Below are 16081 nucleotides of genomic sequence, written 5' to 3'. Positions count from 1 at the left end.
TAATGTGGGGGCGATAGACTTGGACAGGTGGAGAAGTACCTGACTAAATCGTTATTGCATCTGCCACATGACACGGGGCCGGATCTTCACAGGATTTTTTTGGGTATTAATAAGCGTGGATGAAACAGCCGGTTTTTCAAAGCGCTGTTGCTGACCGGCAGGAGAGGACCTGCCGCAGCAAAGATAGCGAACCAAATGTAAGGAGCTCCTGCCTGATCCGGATAGGACAGCAGGTTAACTGTACATTAATTAATGACGATCAGGTAGGTTGCTCATGTTCTTCGATTTCTTCATACTCACGCAGGTAGGTGCGGGGCGATTTACCTGTAACGGTTTTAAACACCCGGTTGAAATTGGCGATGCTATTGAATCCGCAGTTGTAGGCTACCGTGGCGATACTGTCGAACGAGCCGCCGGCCAGCTTTTTACAGGCTTCATTCACCCGCACTTCATTGAGAAACGAAACAAACGTAAGCCGGGTATGTTTCTTGAAATACCGGCAGAAAGCCTGTGGGGTCATGTGCGCTTCCTTGGCAATATCTTCCAGTTTGATATCTGTATCATAATGCTGCATGATATAGTTGTAGATATAGCCGATACGGATACCTTCCTGCTCGTTGACTACCGATAGCGGCGAACCGGAAATCAGCGGCTCCGGACTTTTGATCTGCAGAAAAAGATGCAGTAATTCCGTGAATGCCAGGAATTGCGGAATACCCTGACTTTGGTGAATGCGGAGCATCCGGCTGGAGATATCTGCTACAAAGGATTCCGGTATTTTAAATCCGCTTTTGCATTGTGTGATAAAAGCACTGATTTTTTTGAATTCAGGTAAGGCCAGTACCGGTGATAATTTTCCATCCGGATTGAAGAATAACGTGAGCGCCTGTACGTTTTTTTTGTTTTTACCGCCGGCAGGCGGAATTTCACTTTTCAGTACATGTGGCTGGTTGCTGCCTATCCAGTAAATTTCGTTGGGCCAGAAGGCATGCATATTGTTTTCAACAATGAGGGTGCCGTGGCCATGCTGTATCCAGGTTAATTGTATTTCTTCATGTCTGTGCAAATGCGGATAGAAAAAAGGCATTACATCCTTTTGTGTCATGATGGTTTTATCATGCGCTACGGGAATGGTAAACTGTAGTACTTTCATGGTTGTGGAATGCTGCGTTTATTAACCTGATATGGTTATTTCGACCTCAAGATAGGTCAATATCTGAGAAAAAGTGATTAAAAACCAACAATTATTTCAAACAGGATCCACCTACTTTTGACAAACATACTGGTGTTGTAAAAAAGCAACAGTACCCCCTTCTATTGAGCTGTGGGCCGGCAATAGTGTCGGCTACACAGCCTTTATTTTATACCTGTAGTAATTATATGACAGCTGCAAAATAAGCGCATAATCCGGCATGTTTGATGTGTGTATCGGCAGCTGCGTCTTAAAATTTATTTATACTTTGTAATGCAAAGTACTTTTTGTTGCATATATTTGTCGGGTATTTAAAATCCGACACATGGATAACCGTCTGGCGAAAGCCTTCCCTATGCCTTATCAGGTAGGATTAATAGCCCTGTTGCCCGCCCTGGCCGGCCTGCTGTTACCTCTGGTAATTGCGGCTGACATCACCGCCCCCTTTTTCCTGATCAATCACGTGGTCAGTTTGTTATATGTTTTTCTGTTATTGTTGGGGAAGTACCTGAAAGCATGGCCGGGCAGAAGGAAAGTGATGTCGGTATTCATCGTGATTATTTTTATAAACGCCTATTCCCTGAACAGAGAAATGGATGTGTTCCGCGAATCGGTAGGGTGGTACATCGTTATGGCAACGCTGCTATGTATGAATATCCTGTTGTGGCCCTTTTTTGAGCACATGCCCAAAGCCGTCCGGTACCTCCAGTGTATCCTGATGGGACTTACTTTCCTGATACCGGTATACCTTATCTGTTACCTCATGCGTATGTACCTTATCAGTTTGTTGGGATTATTGGCGCTGGGGATCTCCGTATATACCTTTTCTCCTGTTTTTATTTTCCTGTATAACCTGAGTGTGATAAAGGAAATGATCTGGCCCCACCGGATATACCGGTGGTTGTATCTGGGGGCACTGGCCGTAGCGACATGTTTTGTCATAGCTTATTGTGTTTGTTATGTGGTGGATAAAAATGAAACAGACCGGATTTACCGGGAAGCAGACATGCAGAAAGATCCGGAAATGGTTTCCTGGCTCACTGTGGCGCAGCAACTGCCTGCGGGTAGTATGTCGGAAAAAATCCTCAAGACAGATGTGGTGTACGCCAGTCCGGAAAACGGAGAGAGCCGCAGCGATTTTATGAACTTACCCTCAAGGATATACGAAGATGGTTCCCGCCATGATCCCCTCTTTATGACGGCTGCTTTCTTTAGTGGTACAACAGCTATCCCGGAATCTGACCGGTTGAAAATACTGGACGTTATTTATGATAAACGCCACTATACCGAAAAGAGGCTATGGTCCGGTGAAGACCTGGTAACCACGCACGTAACCGCCCGTGCAGATGTATGGCCAAAACTACATATCGCCTATACGGAATACACCATCACGGTAGCAAATGAGCCAAAGCAACGATGGTCCGGCCAGCAGGAAGCGATCTATACTTTCCACCTGCCGGAAGGCGCTGTCGTAACTTCCTTGTCTTTGTGGATGAAAGACCGCGAAGAAAAAGGAATACTGACAACAAAAGAGAAAGCCACCCAGGCTTATGACACCATCGTAGGCGTACAATACCGCGATCCCTCCGTGGTACACTGGCAGGAAGGCAACCGCGTAGTAGTACGGGTATTTCCGGTAGAACAACAGGAGAAAAGAACATTCAAACTGGGCGTGACTACGCCGCTACGGCTGGAAAACCAACGCCTGCATTATACGCCCGTATGGCTGGAAGGACCTTCCGGTAAACAGGCCGGTCAGGATGTATCGCTGCGCTTCGATACCTGGCCATCCGGTATGCAATTGCCCGCCGGATTCCATAGCGGCCAGGAAAAAACGGTTACTTACCATGGCACCTACAACGCTGACTGGACACTCAGCTTTGCAGAAGAAGGATTGACCAATGGCTCCTTCCATTTTAACGGAAAAGACTATACGTTACTGCCCTATCAACCTGCCTATACTACTTTTGTACCGGAACAGTATTACCTGGATATCAACAACGGGTGGAAGCAGGAAGATTACAACAACATCTGCCGCCTGTTACAACAACAGCAGGTTTGGGTAGCACATCCGGAGAAAGGGATGATCCTGATCACCCGCGATAACCAGGGAACGCTGTTTGAAGAATTGCGCCGGTACCGGTTTTCGTTATTCCCTTTCTACAAAATACCTGACCCGGAAAAAGCCCTGGTGATCACGGCCTCCAATGGCATTTCTCCGCAACTCGATGAACTGGAAGAAACGAGGTTCCGTTGGCATGTGTATGATTTTCTGAAAGAACACAGGGTGCGGGTTTATGATATCGGAGAAGTGGCTTCTCCTTATCTCACCACCTTACGGGATACACGTGTGTTGCTGTATGAAAAAGGAACGCCGGCAGACCTGTTGTCGCAGCTGCAAAAACACAGTTTCCTGCAGCCACAGGAAAACGCGCAGCAGCTGGTACTGCATCATGCGGGTATCCGGATTGTGCAATCGGCCGGAGGTGTACCCGTTACAGCGCCGGATCACCTGGCCCGGCTCTTTGCCTATAATGATATTATGCGGCAACTGGGCATGCGTGCCATCGCTGAACAAAACCGCTACGACTCCGCTCTTATACAGGTAGCGAAGCAGGCGTATGTAGTGTCGCCGGTATCGAGCCTGATCGTACTGGAAACAAAGGCCGACTACGAACGGTTCGATATCAGCAATGATGTGAATAGCCTGAAAAATGCCGCATTGCAGGGCCACGGATCGGTACCGGAGCCGCATGAATGGGGGCTTTTTTCCATCGCCATGCTGGTATTGATATATGTAAGATTTGAAAAACTGTTCCGGAGAAAGAAAACCATAACATGCTAACACTACCGGCTATACGTAAAAAAATAAATACGGGTAAATGGTTATCTGCCGGTTGGCTGCTACTGTATATCGTACTGGCTTGCTGGCAGCTGCAACATTACTTTGCCTGGCGCACCGCTGCTTTTCTGCTGGCCTTGATAACCCTGTTCACCGTGGTGCGTATCGATAATACCGTGAAGGGGAGTTCGCGATGTGGATATGTAGCCATCGTATTGTTGTTGCTCACCTGGCAGTTGCCGGTAATGACCCTCAAATATGCGACCCTGGCGGCGGCTGTATTTTTTGTCATAGAGTATGGGTACGGCCGCCTGAACCGGCTTACCTTTATCACCGCCATCCTGATTACGCCGGCAATGGATTATGCGGCCGGTATCTTCAGCTTTCCGCTGCGTTTATGGCTAACCGGTATTGCCGGTAAAATATTGTCGTTACTGAATGGGGCTGTGACTACTTCCGGCAATATGATCCTCCTGCATAACGAAGAGTTCAGTGTAGACACTGCCTGTATGGGATTGCAACTGCTCACGGTGTCATTCCTGTGCGCAGTGATGCTGGTAGGATGGTATGAACGCCGGTATCAGCAACAATTACCGCTATATCTCCTGGCCGCTTTACTGGCGGGTGTACTGTTACTGAATATACTGGCCAACCTGTCCCGGATTGTTTGTCTCGTACAATTTGGTTATCCGCCGGCTACCATGGCACATGAGCTGATGGGCATCCTTTCGTTGCTGTTTTATGTTATACTGCCACTACTGGCAGGTACGGGCTGGCTGGTGAAACGTTACGGCCAAATCAGTCGGGCAACGCCGGTAAAACATCCCGGATATAAACGCGGATATATCCTGCAAGGGATCATTGGCATAGGCGTGGTGCTGGTTTGTTGTAAAACACCGGCAGTAGCTACCGATAGCCATGCTTCACCACTACGGGTAAATACCTTGCCGGAATATACCACCACCTTACTATCGGAAGGAATTACCAAAATGGTAGCCACCCATAGCCTGGTGTATGTGAAGCCGGTTCCCGGATTTTATTTTACAGATCATCAGCCGATGATATGCTGGAAAGGAAGTGGTTTTGATTTTCAGCAGGTGAAGGAAGAAAAGAAATATGGTGTTACCATGTATACCGGCCTGTTACGGAAAGAGAACAGTACGTTGTATACCGCCTGGTGGTACGACAACGGCTACCGGAAAAGCTGTAGCCAGCTGGAATGGAGATGGGATGCCCTCCGTAATGGTCATCCGTATTTTCTGGTGAATATTACGGCGGATAATCCGGCTATACTGGATAAGAAAATAGAAGCGTTGCTGCAGGCAAAGCTGATACCGGGCATGCCCTGATTATTGCATGGCGTACATGATAATATTAACGCCGAATTTGGTATTGTCTTCTACCAGAAAACGTTTGTTGCGGAAATCATAATCCCATTCACAGCCATAATCCTTGTTGCTGTATAATACGCCGATACGATCGTTGACGGTAATGGCTTTCAGGTAGTCATGCACCAGGTCGTCTCCCCAGCCGTTCAACTCAAAAGTGGTATTGGGTGGTCCTTTTTCGAAATGAAAAAAGCTATTGTAGATGGCATGGGTATTAGGTATCTTTTTTAAGGCAGTGGGCCCAAACAATTTACTCATCTGCGTTTCAAACGAACGGGCAAATAAGCCGTCTATATCGTGATTACAATCATCTACCAGCACGAAGCCCCCCCGTTGTACATATTGCTTGAAATTCGACGCTTCTGCGGTATCAAACTGTACCAGTTTATGTCCGCTCAGATAACAGAACGGATACCGGAATATTTCCGGACTGCTGAGATCAATTACTTTTTCCTGCGGTGTTACCGGGATGGTGGTATACTCAATCAATGAATTGAGTATGTTGGCCGGCATACGCTGATCGGTATCCCAGTCGCCGGAACGGTATCTTAATCGTACAAACGTGAATGTATTCCCTTGCATGCGTTTATCATTGGCTGTTACCGCCAGTCTATTTTTTCTTTAAATTTCATCTTTTTATTTATAATTTAAAACTTCTTCCTATTTGAATATTCCGAAGAGACAGGTTTAAAGACTGCTTATGCTTAATGAGAACACGTTACAACGATTGTTGGAAAAGCTCCCTCAGCTGAAACAGGAAATACAGAAAGTCATTGTAGGGCAGGAAGCCGTACTGGACGAAGTACTGGTAGCCTTGCTGGCCGGTGGCCATTGTTTACTCGAAGGCGTACCCGGACTGGCTAAAACGTTGCTGGTGCGCACACTTTCCCGGGCATTGCATTTGTCGTTCCGCCGTATACAGTTTACGCCTGATCTCATGCCAACAGATATTATCGGCACGGAAGTACTGGAAGAAGACCATGTTACCGGCAAACGTTTCTTTAAATTCAACAAAGGCCCGTTGTTTGCCAATATTATTCTGGCAGATGAAATTAACCGTACGCCACCCAAAACACAGGCGGCCCTGCTGGAAGCCATGCAGGAAGCGGAAATCACCTATGCCGGACAAACCTACGCACTCGATAAACCGTTCTTTATACTGGCTACCCAGAACCCGATTGAACAGGCAGGTACCTATCCGCTGCCGGAAGCGCAGCTGGATCGTTTTCTCCTGTACATCAAAATAGGTTATCCTTCAGAACACGAAGAAACAGCTATCTTATCCGGTACAACCGGTATCCGCACCACGCAGGTACAGCCGGTGCTGGATGCTGCGGAAATACAGCAATTACAGCAGCTGGTCAGGGAAGTAACGATTGATGCCGACCTGGTCCAGTATGTGAGCAAGCTGGTACGTGCTACCCGTCCGGATACCACAACGATCGATTATGTGAAGGAGTGGGTGAGGTGGGGCGCCGGTCCCCGCGCCGGACAGGCACTGATCCTGACAGCCAAGGCATTTTCGTTGTTGCATGGCCGTTATGCCGTTACCATGAATGATATTGCTGTCATGGCCTATCCGGTATTACGCCATCGTATACTGATGAACTTCCGGGCAGAAGCAGAAGGGGTATATCCTGACAAAGTAACCGCCGTACTGCTGCAACAGATAGAACGTACCGTGACCCGCTTATCCTGATTGATATGAGCCGCCTGCTGCAACCAAAAACACTACTGGCTATTAAAGACCTGTCACTCGCCGCTAAAACAGTGGTGGCCGGTTTTATGTCGGGTATCCATGCCAGCAGGCTGAAAGGCGCCGGACAGGAGTTCAGTCAGTATCGCAGCTATCAGCCAGGTGATGACCTCCGCTGGCTCGACTGGAAAATGTATGCCAGATCCGATCGTTACTACATCCGGGAATCAGAAATGGAAACCAGCATATCGGTACACTTCCTGGTGGATGCCAGTAACTCGATGTTACATGAAGAAGCGGGGATCACTAAAATGGAGTACACCCGTTACCTGACAGCTTCACTGGGCTACCTGGCGCACCTGCAGGGCGATGCAGCCGGCTTGTCTGTGTTGCACCATGCCGGCCTGCAGACGTTATTGCCCCGGCGCGAAGCGCAACACATGGCCCGCTTCTATTATCAGCTGGAGCAGATACAACCGGGTGGCGCCTTTATTACACCCACCGCTTACCGTAATCTGTTTACCGGCCCGCATACCCGGCAGCTGCTGGTGTTCATCACCGATTATTATGAACGCAACGGAGAAATTACGACGCTGCTGCAAACACTGGCTCACTCCGGACATGAAGTACTGGTATTTCACGTGATAGGGGAGGAAGAGTGTAAAGGCAATTTCCGGGGATACGATGCGGTGGAAGACCTGGAAACGGGAGAGCTGGTGATGCTGGAAGGTGGTCATAACATAGACGGTTATACGAAAAATACAAACGAATATATCAACACGCTTAGAACCACGTTGCTGAATAAAGGAATTCATTACCGCAGCCTGTTCCTGCAGGAACCGCTGGACAAGGCATTGCGGGATTTTTTAAACCAGCGTAATAAACCAAGATAATAACGCTTGTTATACCTGTTACAACCCATATGGATGCTGTTGGTATCCGGGATCACGATCCCGGTATTTATACATTTATGGCACCGCCGGCCAGCCAGGGTACGGAAGGTGGGTAGTATACAGTTGTTGGCTGCCGCTACGGTAAAGCATGCACGTAGTAAGCGGGTTTCAGAATGGTGGCTGCTTTTGCTGCGCTGCCTGCTGATCCTGCTGCTGGCGTTACTGCTATCACAACCGGTCTGGCGTCGCCCGTTTACAGCCCATACCCAAAAAGGCTGGGTACTGGTGGAACCGGTTGCCTACACGCATTTTAAACCGGTAATAGATTCGCTTTTGCAGGCCGGTTACCAGTTACATGCCTGGGATACGGCGTTTGAAAGCAGCACACCGGGTACCTGGTCACCAGACACGCTGCAGTTACCTTATTGGCAAACCTTGCAATTGCTTCCAAAAAAAATACCGGGAGATCTTCCTGTATATCTTTTTACCGGTCAGCAGCTACGACGATTTCAGGGCAACCGGCCGGTATTGCCGTTGCATTTACATTGGTATACCGCCGCCCTTACAGATACAGCAGAGCGCTGGGATGCGTTGCAATATCCGTTGGAAAATGGGGGAACACGGATCTTACAAGGATATAGTACCGGTACAGGTACCCGCTATGAATATCACGATACTGCGGCAACGGCTGCTCCGCCGCTCCGGGTAACGGTATACGCCGGAAAGTATCCTGCTGATGCGAGTTATCTGTATGCGGCCTTACAGGCGGTGCAACAATACACCCGGCGTAAAATAAATATTACCCTCGTAAAAGCCGGACAAACCTTGCCACAGGAACAGGACTGGTTATGGTGGCTGTCTGAGCAACCGGTACCAGCCGGAATACAGGCTACACGCCAGGTGGTGTATGCTGCCGGCAAAATAAATCAGGACCGTGCTGTATGGGCCGGTAGGGATATATCGGTAACCAAACGAATCATAACATCGGCTAATGATAATGCCTTGCTGAAAGATAGCTATGGCCATACGTTACTGGCTAAAGGAGATACTTTATATACCCACCTGCATCCTGCCTGGAGTGAGTGGGTGTGGAATGAGCAGTTCCCGGTATACCTGTTACAGTGGATGTTTCCCGCGCCGGCTATGGGGCACCATGATCGGCGTAACATAGATCCCGTGCAATTACAACCCGTGTTGATCACGCCAGACAAAATAACGCACCCTGTTACGATCAGTGACAATCAGGAAAAAACGGTCTGGATATTACTCTTGCTGGTATTTTGTATAGAAAGATATCTGTCGTTGCGCAAAAGAAAGGAGGAGGCCCATGGCTAACGGACAGGTACATACGATGATTGAGCGCATCCGTTCCCGCTGGATAAGGCTGCAATGGTGTACCACCGTATTGCTGTCGCTGGCAGTGGCGCTGCCGCTGTTGCTGCTATATCCGTTATATAGCATCGGCGCAGGAGTGCTGTTGCTGGGTATCCGGATAGGCTATAAACGCCCCTGGGAATTACGGCCTGCAGAAGTAGCCCGTTATCTGGATCAGACTTTTCCGGCGCTGGAAGACAGTACCGGTTTATTACTCCGGTCTGCTGATAACGGCAGTTTGCTGGAACAGTTACAGGCCCGTAAGGTAGCGACCGTACTGGAACAACTGCAGCTGCCCGCTGCTTTCTACCGGCCACTGAAAAGGGCTGCCCTGCTGGCCGGTGGAGCATTGGTGGCTGGCATCGTACTCTATTATGCGGTGCAGCGGTCTGCATGGAAAGATACGTTACTACAGCAGGGAAAGGCGATTGTGCCTGCAGAAAAAACAATACCGGGCATGACGGCGGTACAAATACAAATCCGGCCACCGGCCTATACCCGCAAGGCAGTGCGGGAACAACATTCCTTTCATATTACCGCAGAAGACAGTGCACAGCTGTATTGGAAACTGCAGACCAATATACCGGTGACCCGGTTGGTACTACTATTCAACGATAGCACCACCCTGTCATTACAACCGGATAAAGACAGCACTACGTGGACGGCTACCCGGTTAATGCGCCGCTCCGGATTTTATCAGGTACAGCTGAATCATACTTTGTCTGAACGTTACCAGTTGCAGCTATTGCCGGATCATCCGCCGGTGGTGAAGATATTGACGCCGGCGCCTTATACCGTGATTGAATTCGGGCAATCCACCAAAGTGAATATACAAACGGAGCTGACGGATGATTATGGTATCCGGGAGGCCTGGATCAATGTCACTATTGCCAGCGGCAGCGGAGAAGCGGTTCGCTTCCGGGAGCAGCGGATTGCACTGGATGGTAACCTGCAGCGACAGGAGGCGCACTACCGGTTGAACCGCTTGTTGCAGCTGACCAGCCTGGGTATGAAGCCTGGCGACGAATGCTACTTTTATGTGGCTGCTACAGATACCCGCTTGCAACAAACCCGCTCCGACATTTATATCATCACCTTGCCTGATACTGCGCAACTCTTTAGTATGGAAGGCCTGGTCAATGGCGTGAATTTCAAACCGGAATATTTCCGGAGCCAGCGACAAATCATCATGGATGCAGAACAGCTGATCCGGGAAAGAGACACGCTGGGAAAAGAACGGTTTAATGCCCGCAGTAATGAGCTGGGTACCGATCAGAAATTATTGCGGTTGCGTTACGGAAAATTCCTGGGAGAGGAATCGGAGTCGAATATCGGAGACCCAAGGGTGGCAGCGGAAGGAGAGCATGAGCACGATCATGGCCATGATCACGGCGCTACAGAAGATACGCCTGCCTCATTCGGAGATGCCGCCGGTATACTGGATCAGTTTACCGATAAACATGATAATGCAGAAGATGCCACCTTCCTGGACATCCATGTAAAACAACAATTGAAAAATACCCTGACGGAAATGTGGAAATCGGAGTTGCAGCTACGGTTGTATAAGCCACAGGAAGCATTGCCCTATGCCTATAAGGCGCTCCGCCTGTTAAAAGACCTGCAGCAGCAGTCGCGTGTGTTTGTGGCTAAAACAGGCGTAAAAACAACACCATTGAAGCCAGAGAAAAGGTTGACCGGTGAGCAGGATAAAATCAATCCGGCAATACGGAAGGAGACGAAGATGGCAAAAGATGAACAGGAAGCAGTACGTATAGCCCTCTCCGTATTATCGCAGGGAAAGCCCGATGTTATCTCCGGACAACAGACCGTATTGCAGCAGGCGGCAGGGATATTGAGTACGCATGCGGCTGCAGCGCCTGCATTATACCTGCCTGCGCTCGAAGCCTTATACCGTATTACAGGGGGCCGTATAACAGCGAAGGACCTGACCCTGGCGCAGCAGGGATTACAACACCTGCTCCCCGTTCCTGCGCGTAAACCGGCTGCCGGACAACGTTTGCCGGATACAGGTTTGTCAGACCGTTATTTCAATAACCTTAAAGCCACACACCGATGAACAGCTGGCATATTATCATCATCGTAACAGGCATGATATTGTCAGGTATCTTACTATGGCTGGAATATCACCGTGCCAACCGGCGCAGACGGATAGCCCGGCTGATAGCTACTATCATCGCAGTGGCAACGGTATGTTTGCTGGCGATCCCTTTTCAGCGGACGATCCGCCAACCGGCGCCGGAAAAAATACCGGCTGTTGTATGGCCATCACCTTCCGGTATCGTTAGCTGCAACTGGCCATTGCAACGCCACAAAGGCCAGCTGTGGCAGGTACAGGGGCGCTATGAGAATACCGCTAAAAAAGAAGTATGGCTGCGTTTAAGCGGCTTTGATACCGCACTGGATTCCTTGCTGATTCCTGCTGGTGCCACAACTGTTTTTAACCTGAAAACCATTCCCCTCCACCTGGGCCCTGCGGTATACCGCATTACAGCGTTGGCAGGAAAAGATACACTGGAGCAGCAACCCCTGCCGGTAGAAGTAAAGGATATAACGCCGATGGCTATACTGATTTTAGCGGCGGCGCCGGATTTTGAAAATCGTTTCCTGGCAGACTGGCTCACGCAACAGGGATACACTGTGGCGATGCGCACACTGGTTAGCAAAAATAAATATGCTGTTCGTTTCAGCAATACGCCGCCACTATCCCTGGAACAGCTGTCTCCGGCTGTCCTGGACAAATTTGATGTAGTGATAACAGATCCGGCATCTTTAACGAAAACAATACAAAGCCAGCTGGAACAGGCAGGCATCGGATTAATCCGGAAGGCCGACAGCACAGGTACACATCCACAACCGCTGGCCTTGCAACTGCAACAAACGATATTACCTCCCTTGCAAACCGACCCGGTGGCCGCTGTACATAACAGCGGGGAGGGACTACCCCTGGTAACAGACAGCGTAGGAAGGGTATATGTGAGCGTAGCTGTTGCCGGACAAAGCAGGCGGATTCAAACCGGGTTACTGAATACCAGCAACTGGCTGCTCGAAGGAAAGGAATCCGTGTATCAGCAGTATTGGGCTGTTTTGCTGGAAGCAGCGGCACGCCGGAAACACAGAGAAGAAATAGTAAGGCTGGAACCTGCAGTACCCCGGGTAAATGAACCGGTGACGATTACGCTCGACACAAAAGGCGACGGCGTGGTATATGCCGGGAAGGCTGTGATAGCGATGGCACAGGACCCCTGGTTGCCCTCCCTGCAAACCGGTACCTGGTGGCCTTTACAGGCGGGCTGGCAGTTGCTGGCAACACCGCAGGGTACACATCGGGTGTATATTTACCGGCCCGGCGAATGGCAACAGTTATCGGTTGCTGCACCCCGACATGAAAAGATAACAACACCGGCGCGCGAAATAACAACGACGGTACGGCTTTCACCATGGTGGCTGATCATACCGTTGTTAGGTGCATTGGGTTTTCTATGGCTGGAGAAGAAAATGTGACAGACGGTAGGAATTAATAAGAAAAAAAAATTAGTTTAGGCTTACGTTAAGGTATCGTGTCTGGGCTCTTGAAAAATCACACTGGCCGTGCCATCTGATTGTTTGTATTACTAGTTGCACATACCTGCTTTATCAACAAATCTAAATCAAACTAAACCGGAGGAACTGTCTATTGAAACGTAAAGACTTTATCCAGCTTTCCGCTATGGGACTGGGTGCGCTCATGATGCCGAATCTTACCGCTTTCGGCAACCCTGTTGATCCATCGCGTTTTCTGAATGATGGTATCGATGTTAAACTGAAAAAACAACTGGCAGACATTGCACTGAATGCAGCCCGCGCGAAAGGCGCTACCTATGCGGATGTGCGTATCGGCCGTTACCTGAATCAGTTTGTGGTAACCCGCGAAACCAGGGTGCAGAATATTGCCAACACAGAATCCTTTGGGATTGGCATACGTGTTATTGCCAATGGCTGCTGGGGCTTTGCCGCTACCCATAACGTCACAAAGGAAGAAGTGGCCAGAACAGCCGAACGGGCTGTTGCCGTGGCTAAAGCCAATTCCAAAGTGGCAGCGCCGCCGGTACAACTGGCGCCGCAACAGGGATATGGAGAAGTAAGCTGGAAAACTCCCATTGTGCAAAACACCTTTACCATACCGGTAAAAGATAAAGTAGACCTGCTGTTGTCCGTGAATGATGCCGCCCTGAAAGGAGGCGCCAACTTCGTGAACTCTGCTATTCTTTCCATCAACGAACAAAAATATTTTGCTTCTACAGATGGCTCTTATATTGATCAGGATATTCATCGTTTATTTCCCACTTTCACCGTCACCAGAACAGACCGCAATTCAGGAAAATTTGAAACGCGGAAATCATTGAGTGCGCCGGTGGGAATGGGATACGAATATCTTACGCCTTCTGCAGCAGATAAGGTAGATGGGATTGTTACCCGGTACCGCAACCGCTACGACATGCTGGAAGATGTGAAAAATGCGACCAGAGATGTGGAACAGAAACTGAAAGCAAAATCAGTAGAACCGGGTAAATATGACCTGATTCTGGATCCTTCTCATCTGTGGCTGACTATACACGAATCTGTTGCGCATCCGACAGAACTGGACCGGGTATTGGGCTATGAAGCCAACTATGCCGGTACCAGCTTCCTCACATTAGATAAATGGAAATCAGGCAAATTCAATTTCGGCAGTAAACTCGTGAACGTAGTAGCAGATAAACTGCAACCCGGATCACTGGGTGCGGTGGGGTATGACGACGAAGGTGTGAAGTGTGGTAAATGGGACATCATTAAAGACGGTGTACTGGTGAACTACCAGGCGATCCGCGATCAGGCACACATCATTGGCCTGGACCATTCGCAGGGTTGCTGTTACGCCCAAAGCTGGGCCGACGTACAGTTTCAGCGGATGCCGAATGTATCCCTGCAACCGGGTAAAGAAAAACTGAGTGTGGATGATCTGATTAAAAATGTGGAGAAAGGCATTTACATCATCGGTGATGGCTCTTTCTCTATCGATCAGCAACGGTACAATTTCCAGTTTGGCGGACAAACCTTCTATGAAGTCAAAGAAGGAAAAATTGTCGGCATGCTGAAAGATGTTGCCTATCAGGCCAACACGCAGGAGTTCTGGAACAGTTGCTCCGCTATTGCCGATAAAAGCGATTACCGCCTGGGCGGCGCTTTCAATGATGGTAAAGGACAACCAGGGCAATCCAACGCCGTATCACACGGTAGTGCAACCACCCGCTTTAATGGTGTAAACGTTATTAACACAGCAAGAAAAATCTGACCTCACGAACATGGCTATACTAAAAAAAGAAGAAGCACAGGCATTGCTGAAGAAAGTGCTTTCCTATTCCCAATCAGATGAATGTGAAGCTTTTCTCCGGGGAGAAGTGGGCGGTAACGTACGTTATGCCCGGAATGCGATTTCTACAGCAGGCGATATCAGTACCATGACGCTGTCGGTGACCGCCACCTTCGGTAAAAAATCAGGTACTGCTACCATCAACGAATTTGATGACGCTGCCCTGAAAAGAGTGATTGCCCGTGCAGAAGAACTGGCCCGGCTGGCGCCGGAAAATCCGGAATACATGCCGCTCCTGGGACCAACAGATTTTAAGGAATCAAAAACATATAACCCGGCTACGGCAGCCATTACGCCCGATCAACGGGCGGAAGCGGTAGCAGGAAGTATTAATGTAGCTAAACAGGAAAACCTGGAAGCTGCCGGATATATTGAGAATGCCACGCAGTTCAGCGCGATGATGAACTCGAAGGAGTTATTCGCCTACGAAGCCAATACGGATGTGGTGTTTACCATTACCACCCGTAATAGCAGTGGTACCGGTTCCGGCTTCGCTGCCCGCGGATATACCGATGTATCCCGCCTGGATACGGTGGAAGCAACAAAAATTGCCGCCGCCAAAGCCAACGGTTCTGCCAACGCGAAAGCCATTGAACCAGGTAAGTATACCGTTATCCTGGAACCAGTGGCCGCTACCTATATGCTGGAGAATATGTTCCGCGGACTGGATGCCCGCAGTGCGGATGAAGGCCGGAGCTTTATGAGCAAACCCGGTGGTGGCAATCGTTTGGGAGAGCAGCTGATGGACCCCAGCATTACCATTTACTCTGATCCTTTCCACCCCGAACTCCCCGACAGCACCTGGAGCCGGGAAGGACTACCCCACGAAAAAGTAAGCTGGATTGATAAAGGCGTAGTGAAAAATCTGGCCTATTCCCGGTACTGGGCGCAACACAAAGGTGTACAGCCGGTACCCGCACCCTCCAATATTATTATGGAAGGCGGCACCGCTTCCCTCGATGAACTGATAAAAAGTACAGAACGGGGTATCCTCATTTCCCGCCTTTGGTATATCCGTATGGTGGATGCACAAACCCTGCTGCTGACCGGATTAACAAGAGACGGCACTTTTTATATCGAGAATGGACAGATTAAATACCCGGTAAAAAATTTACGTTTTAACGAAAGCCCGGTTATTATGCTCAATAATGTAGAAGCATTGGGCAAGTCAGAAAGAAGTGTCAGTATAGAATCGTATCGCAGTTTCCTGATCCCGCCTATGAAGATAAGAGACTTTACATTTACCTCTTTGTCAGATGCTGTTTAGGGAATAATAAACGTGGTGC

The 16081-nt window shown here is 49.2% G+C and carries 11 protein-coding genes; 9 read left to right on the top strand and 2 right to left on the bottom strand.

Annotated elements, in window-relative coordinates; genetic code table 11:
- Positions 1-259: 259 nt before the first annotated feature.
- Positions 260-1153, bottom strand: a complete 894-nt coding sequence (locus OL444_RS26040) for an AraC family transcriptional regulator (protein ID WP_264728638.1) — start codon at positions 1151-1153, stop codon at positions 260-262.
- Positions 1154-1517: 364 nt separating this feature from the next.
- Between OL444_RS26040 and OL444_RS26035 the strand changes: the two genes are divergently transcribed.
- Positions 1518-4037, top strand: coding sequence for an XrtN-dependent VIT domain-containing protein (locus tag OL444_RS26035; protein ID WP_264728640.1), 2520 nt, complete (start codon positions 1518-1520; stop codon positions 4035-4037).
- Positions 4031-5383, top strand: coding sequence for an exosortase N (gene xrtN / locus OL444_RS26030; protein ID WP_264728642.1), 1353 nt, complete (start codon positions 4031-4033; stop codon positions 5381-5383). The genes OL444_RS26035 and xrtN overlap by 7 nt, the downstream gene beginning before the upstream one ends.
- Here xrtN and OL444_RS26025 read toward each other — a convergent pair whose 3' ends face one another.
- Positions 5384-6004 carry a DUF4159 domain-containing protein gene (locus tag OL444_RS26025; RefSeq protein ID WP_264728644.1) on the bottom strand — a complete coding sequence of 207 codons (621 nt, stop codon included), beginning with the start codon at positions 6002-6004 and terminating at the stop codon, positions 5384-5386.
- A 118-nt stretch (positions 6005-6122) separates the two neighbouring features.
- On the opposite strand from OL444_RS26025, the gene OL444_RS26020 reads away from it, so the two are divergent.
- The 7 genes from OL444_RS26020 (at position 6123) to OL444_RS25990 (ending at position 16062) form a co-directional block, all read left to right on the top strand.
- Positions 6123-7121: an AAA family ATPase gene (locus OL444_RS26020; protein ID WP_264728646.1), complete on the top strand. Its 999-nt coding sequence runs from the start codon at positions 6123-6125 to the stop codon at positions 7119-7121.
- Positions 7122-7126: 5 nt separating this feature from the next.
- Complete coding sequence (locus OL444_RS26015; protein WP_264728648.1) at positions 7127-8011, top strand: DUF58 domain-containing protein; 885 nt, start codon at positions 7127-7129, stop codon at positions 8009-8011.
- Positions 8012-8017: 6 nt separating this feature from the next.
- Entirely contained in the window at positions 8018-9346 is a 1329-nt protein-coding gene (locus tag OL444_RS26010; protein ID WP_264728649.1) for a BatA domain-containing protein, read from the top strand.
- Positions 9339-11462: a DUF4175 family protein gene (locus OL444_RS26005; RefSeq protein WP_264728651.1), complete on the top strand. Its 2124-nt coding sequence runs from the start codon at positions 9339-9341 to the stop codon at positions 11460-11462. The genes OL444_RS26010 and OL444_RS26005 overlap by 8 nt, the downstream gene beginning before the upstream one ends.
- A complete protein-coding gene (locus OL444_RS26000; protein ID WP_264728652.1) occupies positions 11459-12907 on the top strand; it encodes a hypothetical protein in 1449 nt (482 codons plus the stop codon). Before OL444_RS26005 ends, OL444_RS26000 begins: the two co-directional genes overlap by 4 nt.
- A gap of 172 nt (positions 12908-13079) precedes the next feature.
- Positions 13080-14717 carry a TldD/PmbA family protein gene (locus tag OL444_RS25995; RefSeq protein ID WP_264728654.1) on the top strand — a complete coding sequence of 546 codons (1638 nt, stop codon included), beginning with the start codon at positions 13080-13082 and terminating at the stop codon, positions 14715-14717.
- Between the two features lie 10 nt (positions 14718-14727).
- Complete coding sequence (locus OL444_RS25990; RefSeq protein ID WP_264728656.1) at positions 14728-16062, top strand: TldD/PmbA family protein; 1335 nt, start codon at positions 14728-14730, stop codon at positions 16060-16062.
- Positions 16063-16081: the final 19 nt, after the last annotated feature.

Source organism: Chitinophaga nivalis (assembly GCF_025989125.1).
Classification (GTDB): domain Bacteria; phylum Bacteroidota; class Bacteroidia; order Chitinophagales; family Chitinophagaceae; genus Chitinophaga; species Chitinophaga nivalis.
The sequence above is the reverse complement of the archived record's forward strand: the minus strand, read 5'-3'. Positions and strand labels throughout refer to the sequence as shown.

Coding starts and splice junctions, on each gene's coding strand:
- OL444_RS26020 (WP_264728646.1), top strand. CDS start 6,123: ATGCTTAATGAGAACACGTTACAACGATTGTTGGAAAAGCTCCCTCAG.
- OL444_RS26005 (WP_264728651.1), top strand. CDS start 9,339: ATGGCTAACGGACAGGTACATACGATGATTGAGCGCATCCGTTCCCGC.
- OL444_RS26035 (WP_264728640.1), top strand. CDS start 1,518: ATGGATAACCGTCTGGCGAAAGCCTTCCCTATGCCTTATCAGGTAGGA.
- OL444_RS26015 (WP_264728648.1), top strand. CDS start 7,127: ATGAGCCGCCTGCTGCAACCAAAAACACTACTGGCTATTAAAGACCTG.
- xrtN (WP_264728642.1), top strand. CDS start 4,031: ATGCTAACACTACCGGCTATACGTAAAAAAATAAATACGGGTAAATGG.
- OL444_RS25990 (WP_264728656.1), top strand. CDS start 14,728: ATGGCTATACTAAAAAAAGAAGAAGCACAGGCATTGCTGAAGAAAGTG.
- OL444_RS26000 (WP_264728652.1), top strand. CDS start 11,459: ATGAACAGCTGGCATATTATCATCATCGTAACAGGCATGATATTGTCA.
- OL444_RS26025 (WP_264728644.1), bottom strand. CDS start 6,004: ATGCAAGGGAATACATTCACGTTTGTACGATTAAGATACCGTTCCGGC.
- OL444_RS26040 (WP_264728638.1), bottom strand. CDS start 1,153: ATGAAAGTACTACAGTTTACCATTCCCGTAGCGCATGATAAAACCATC.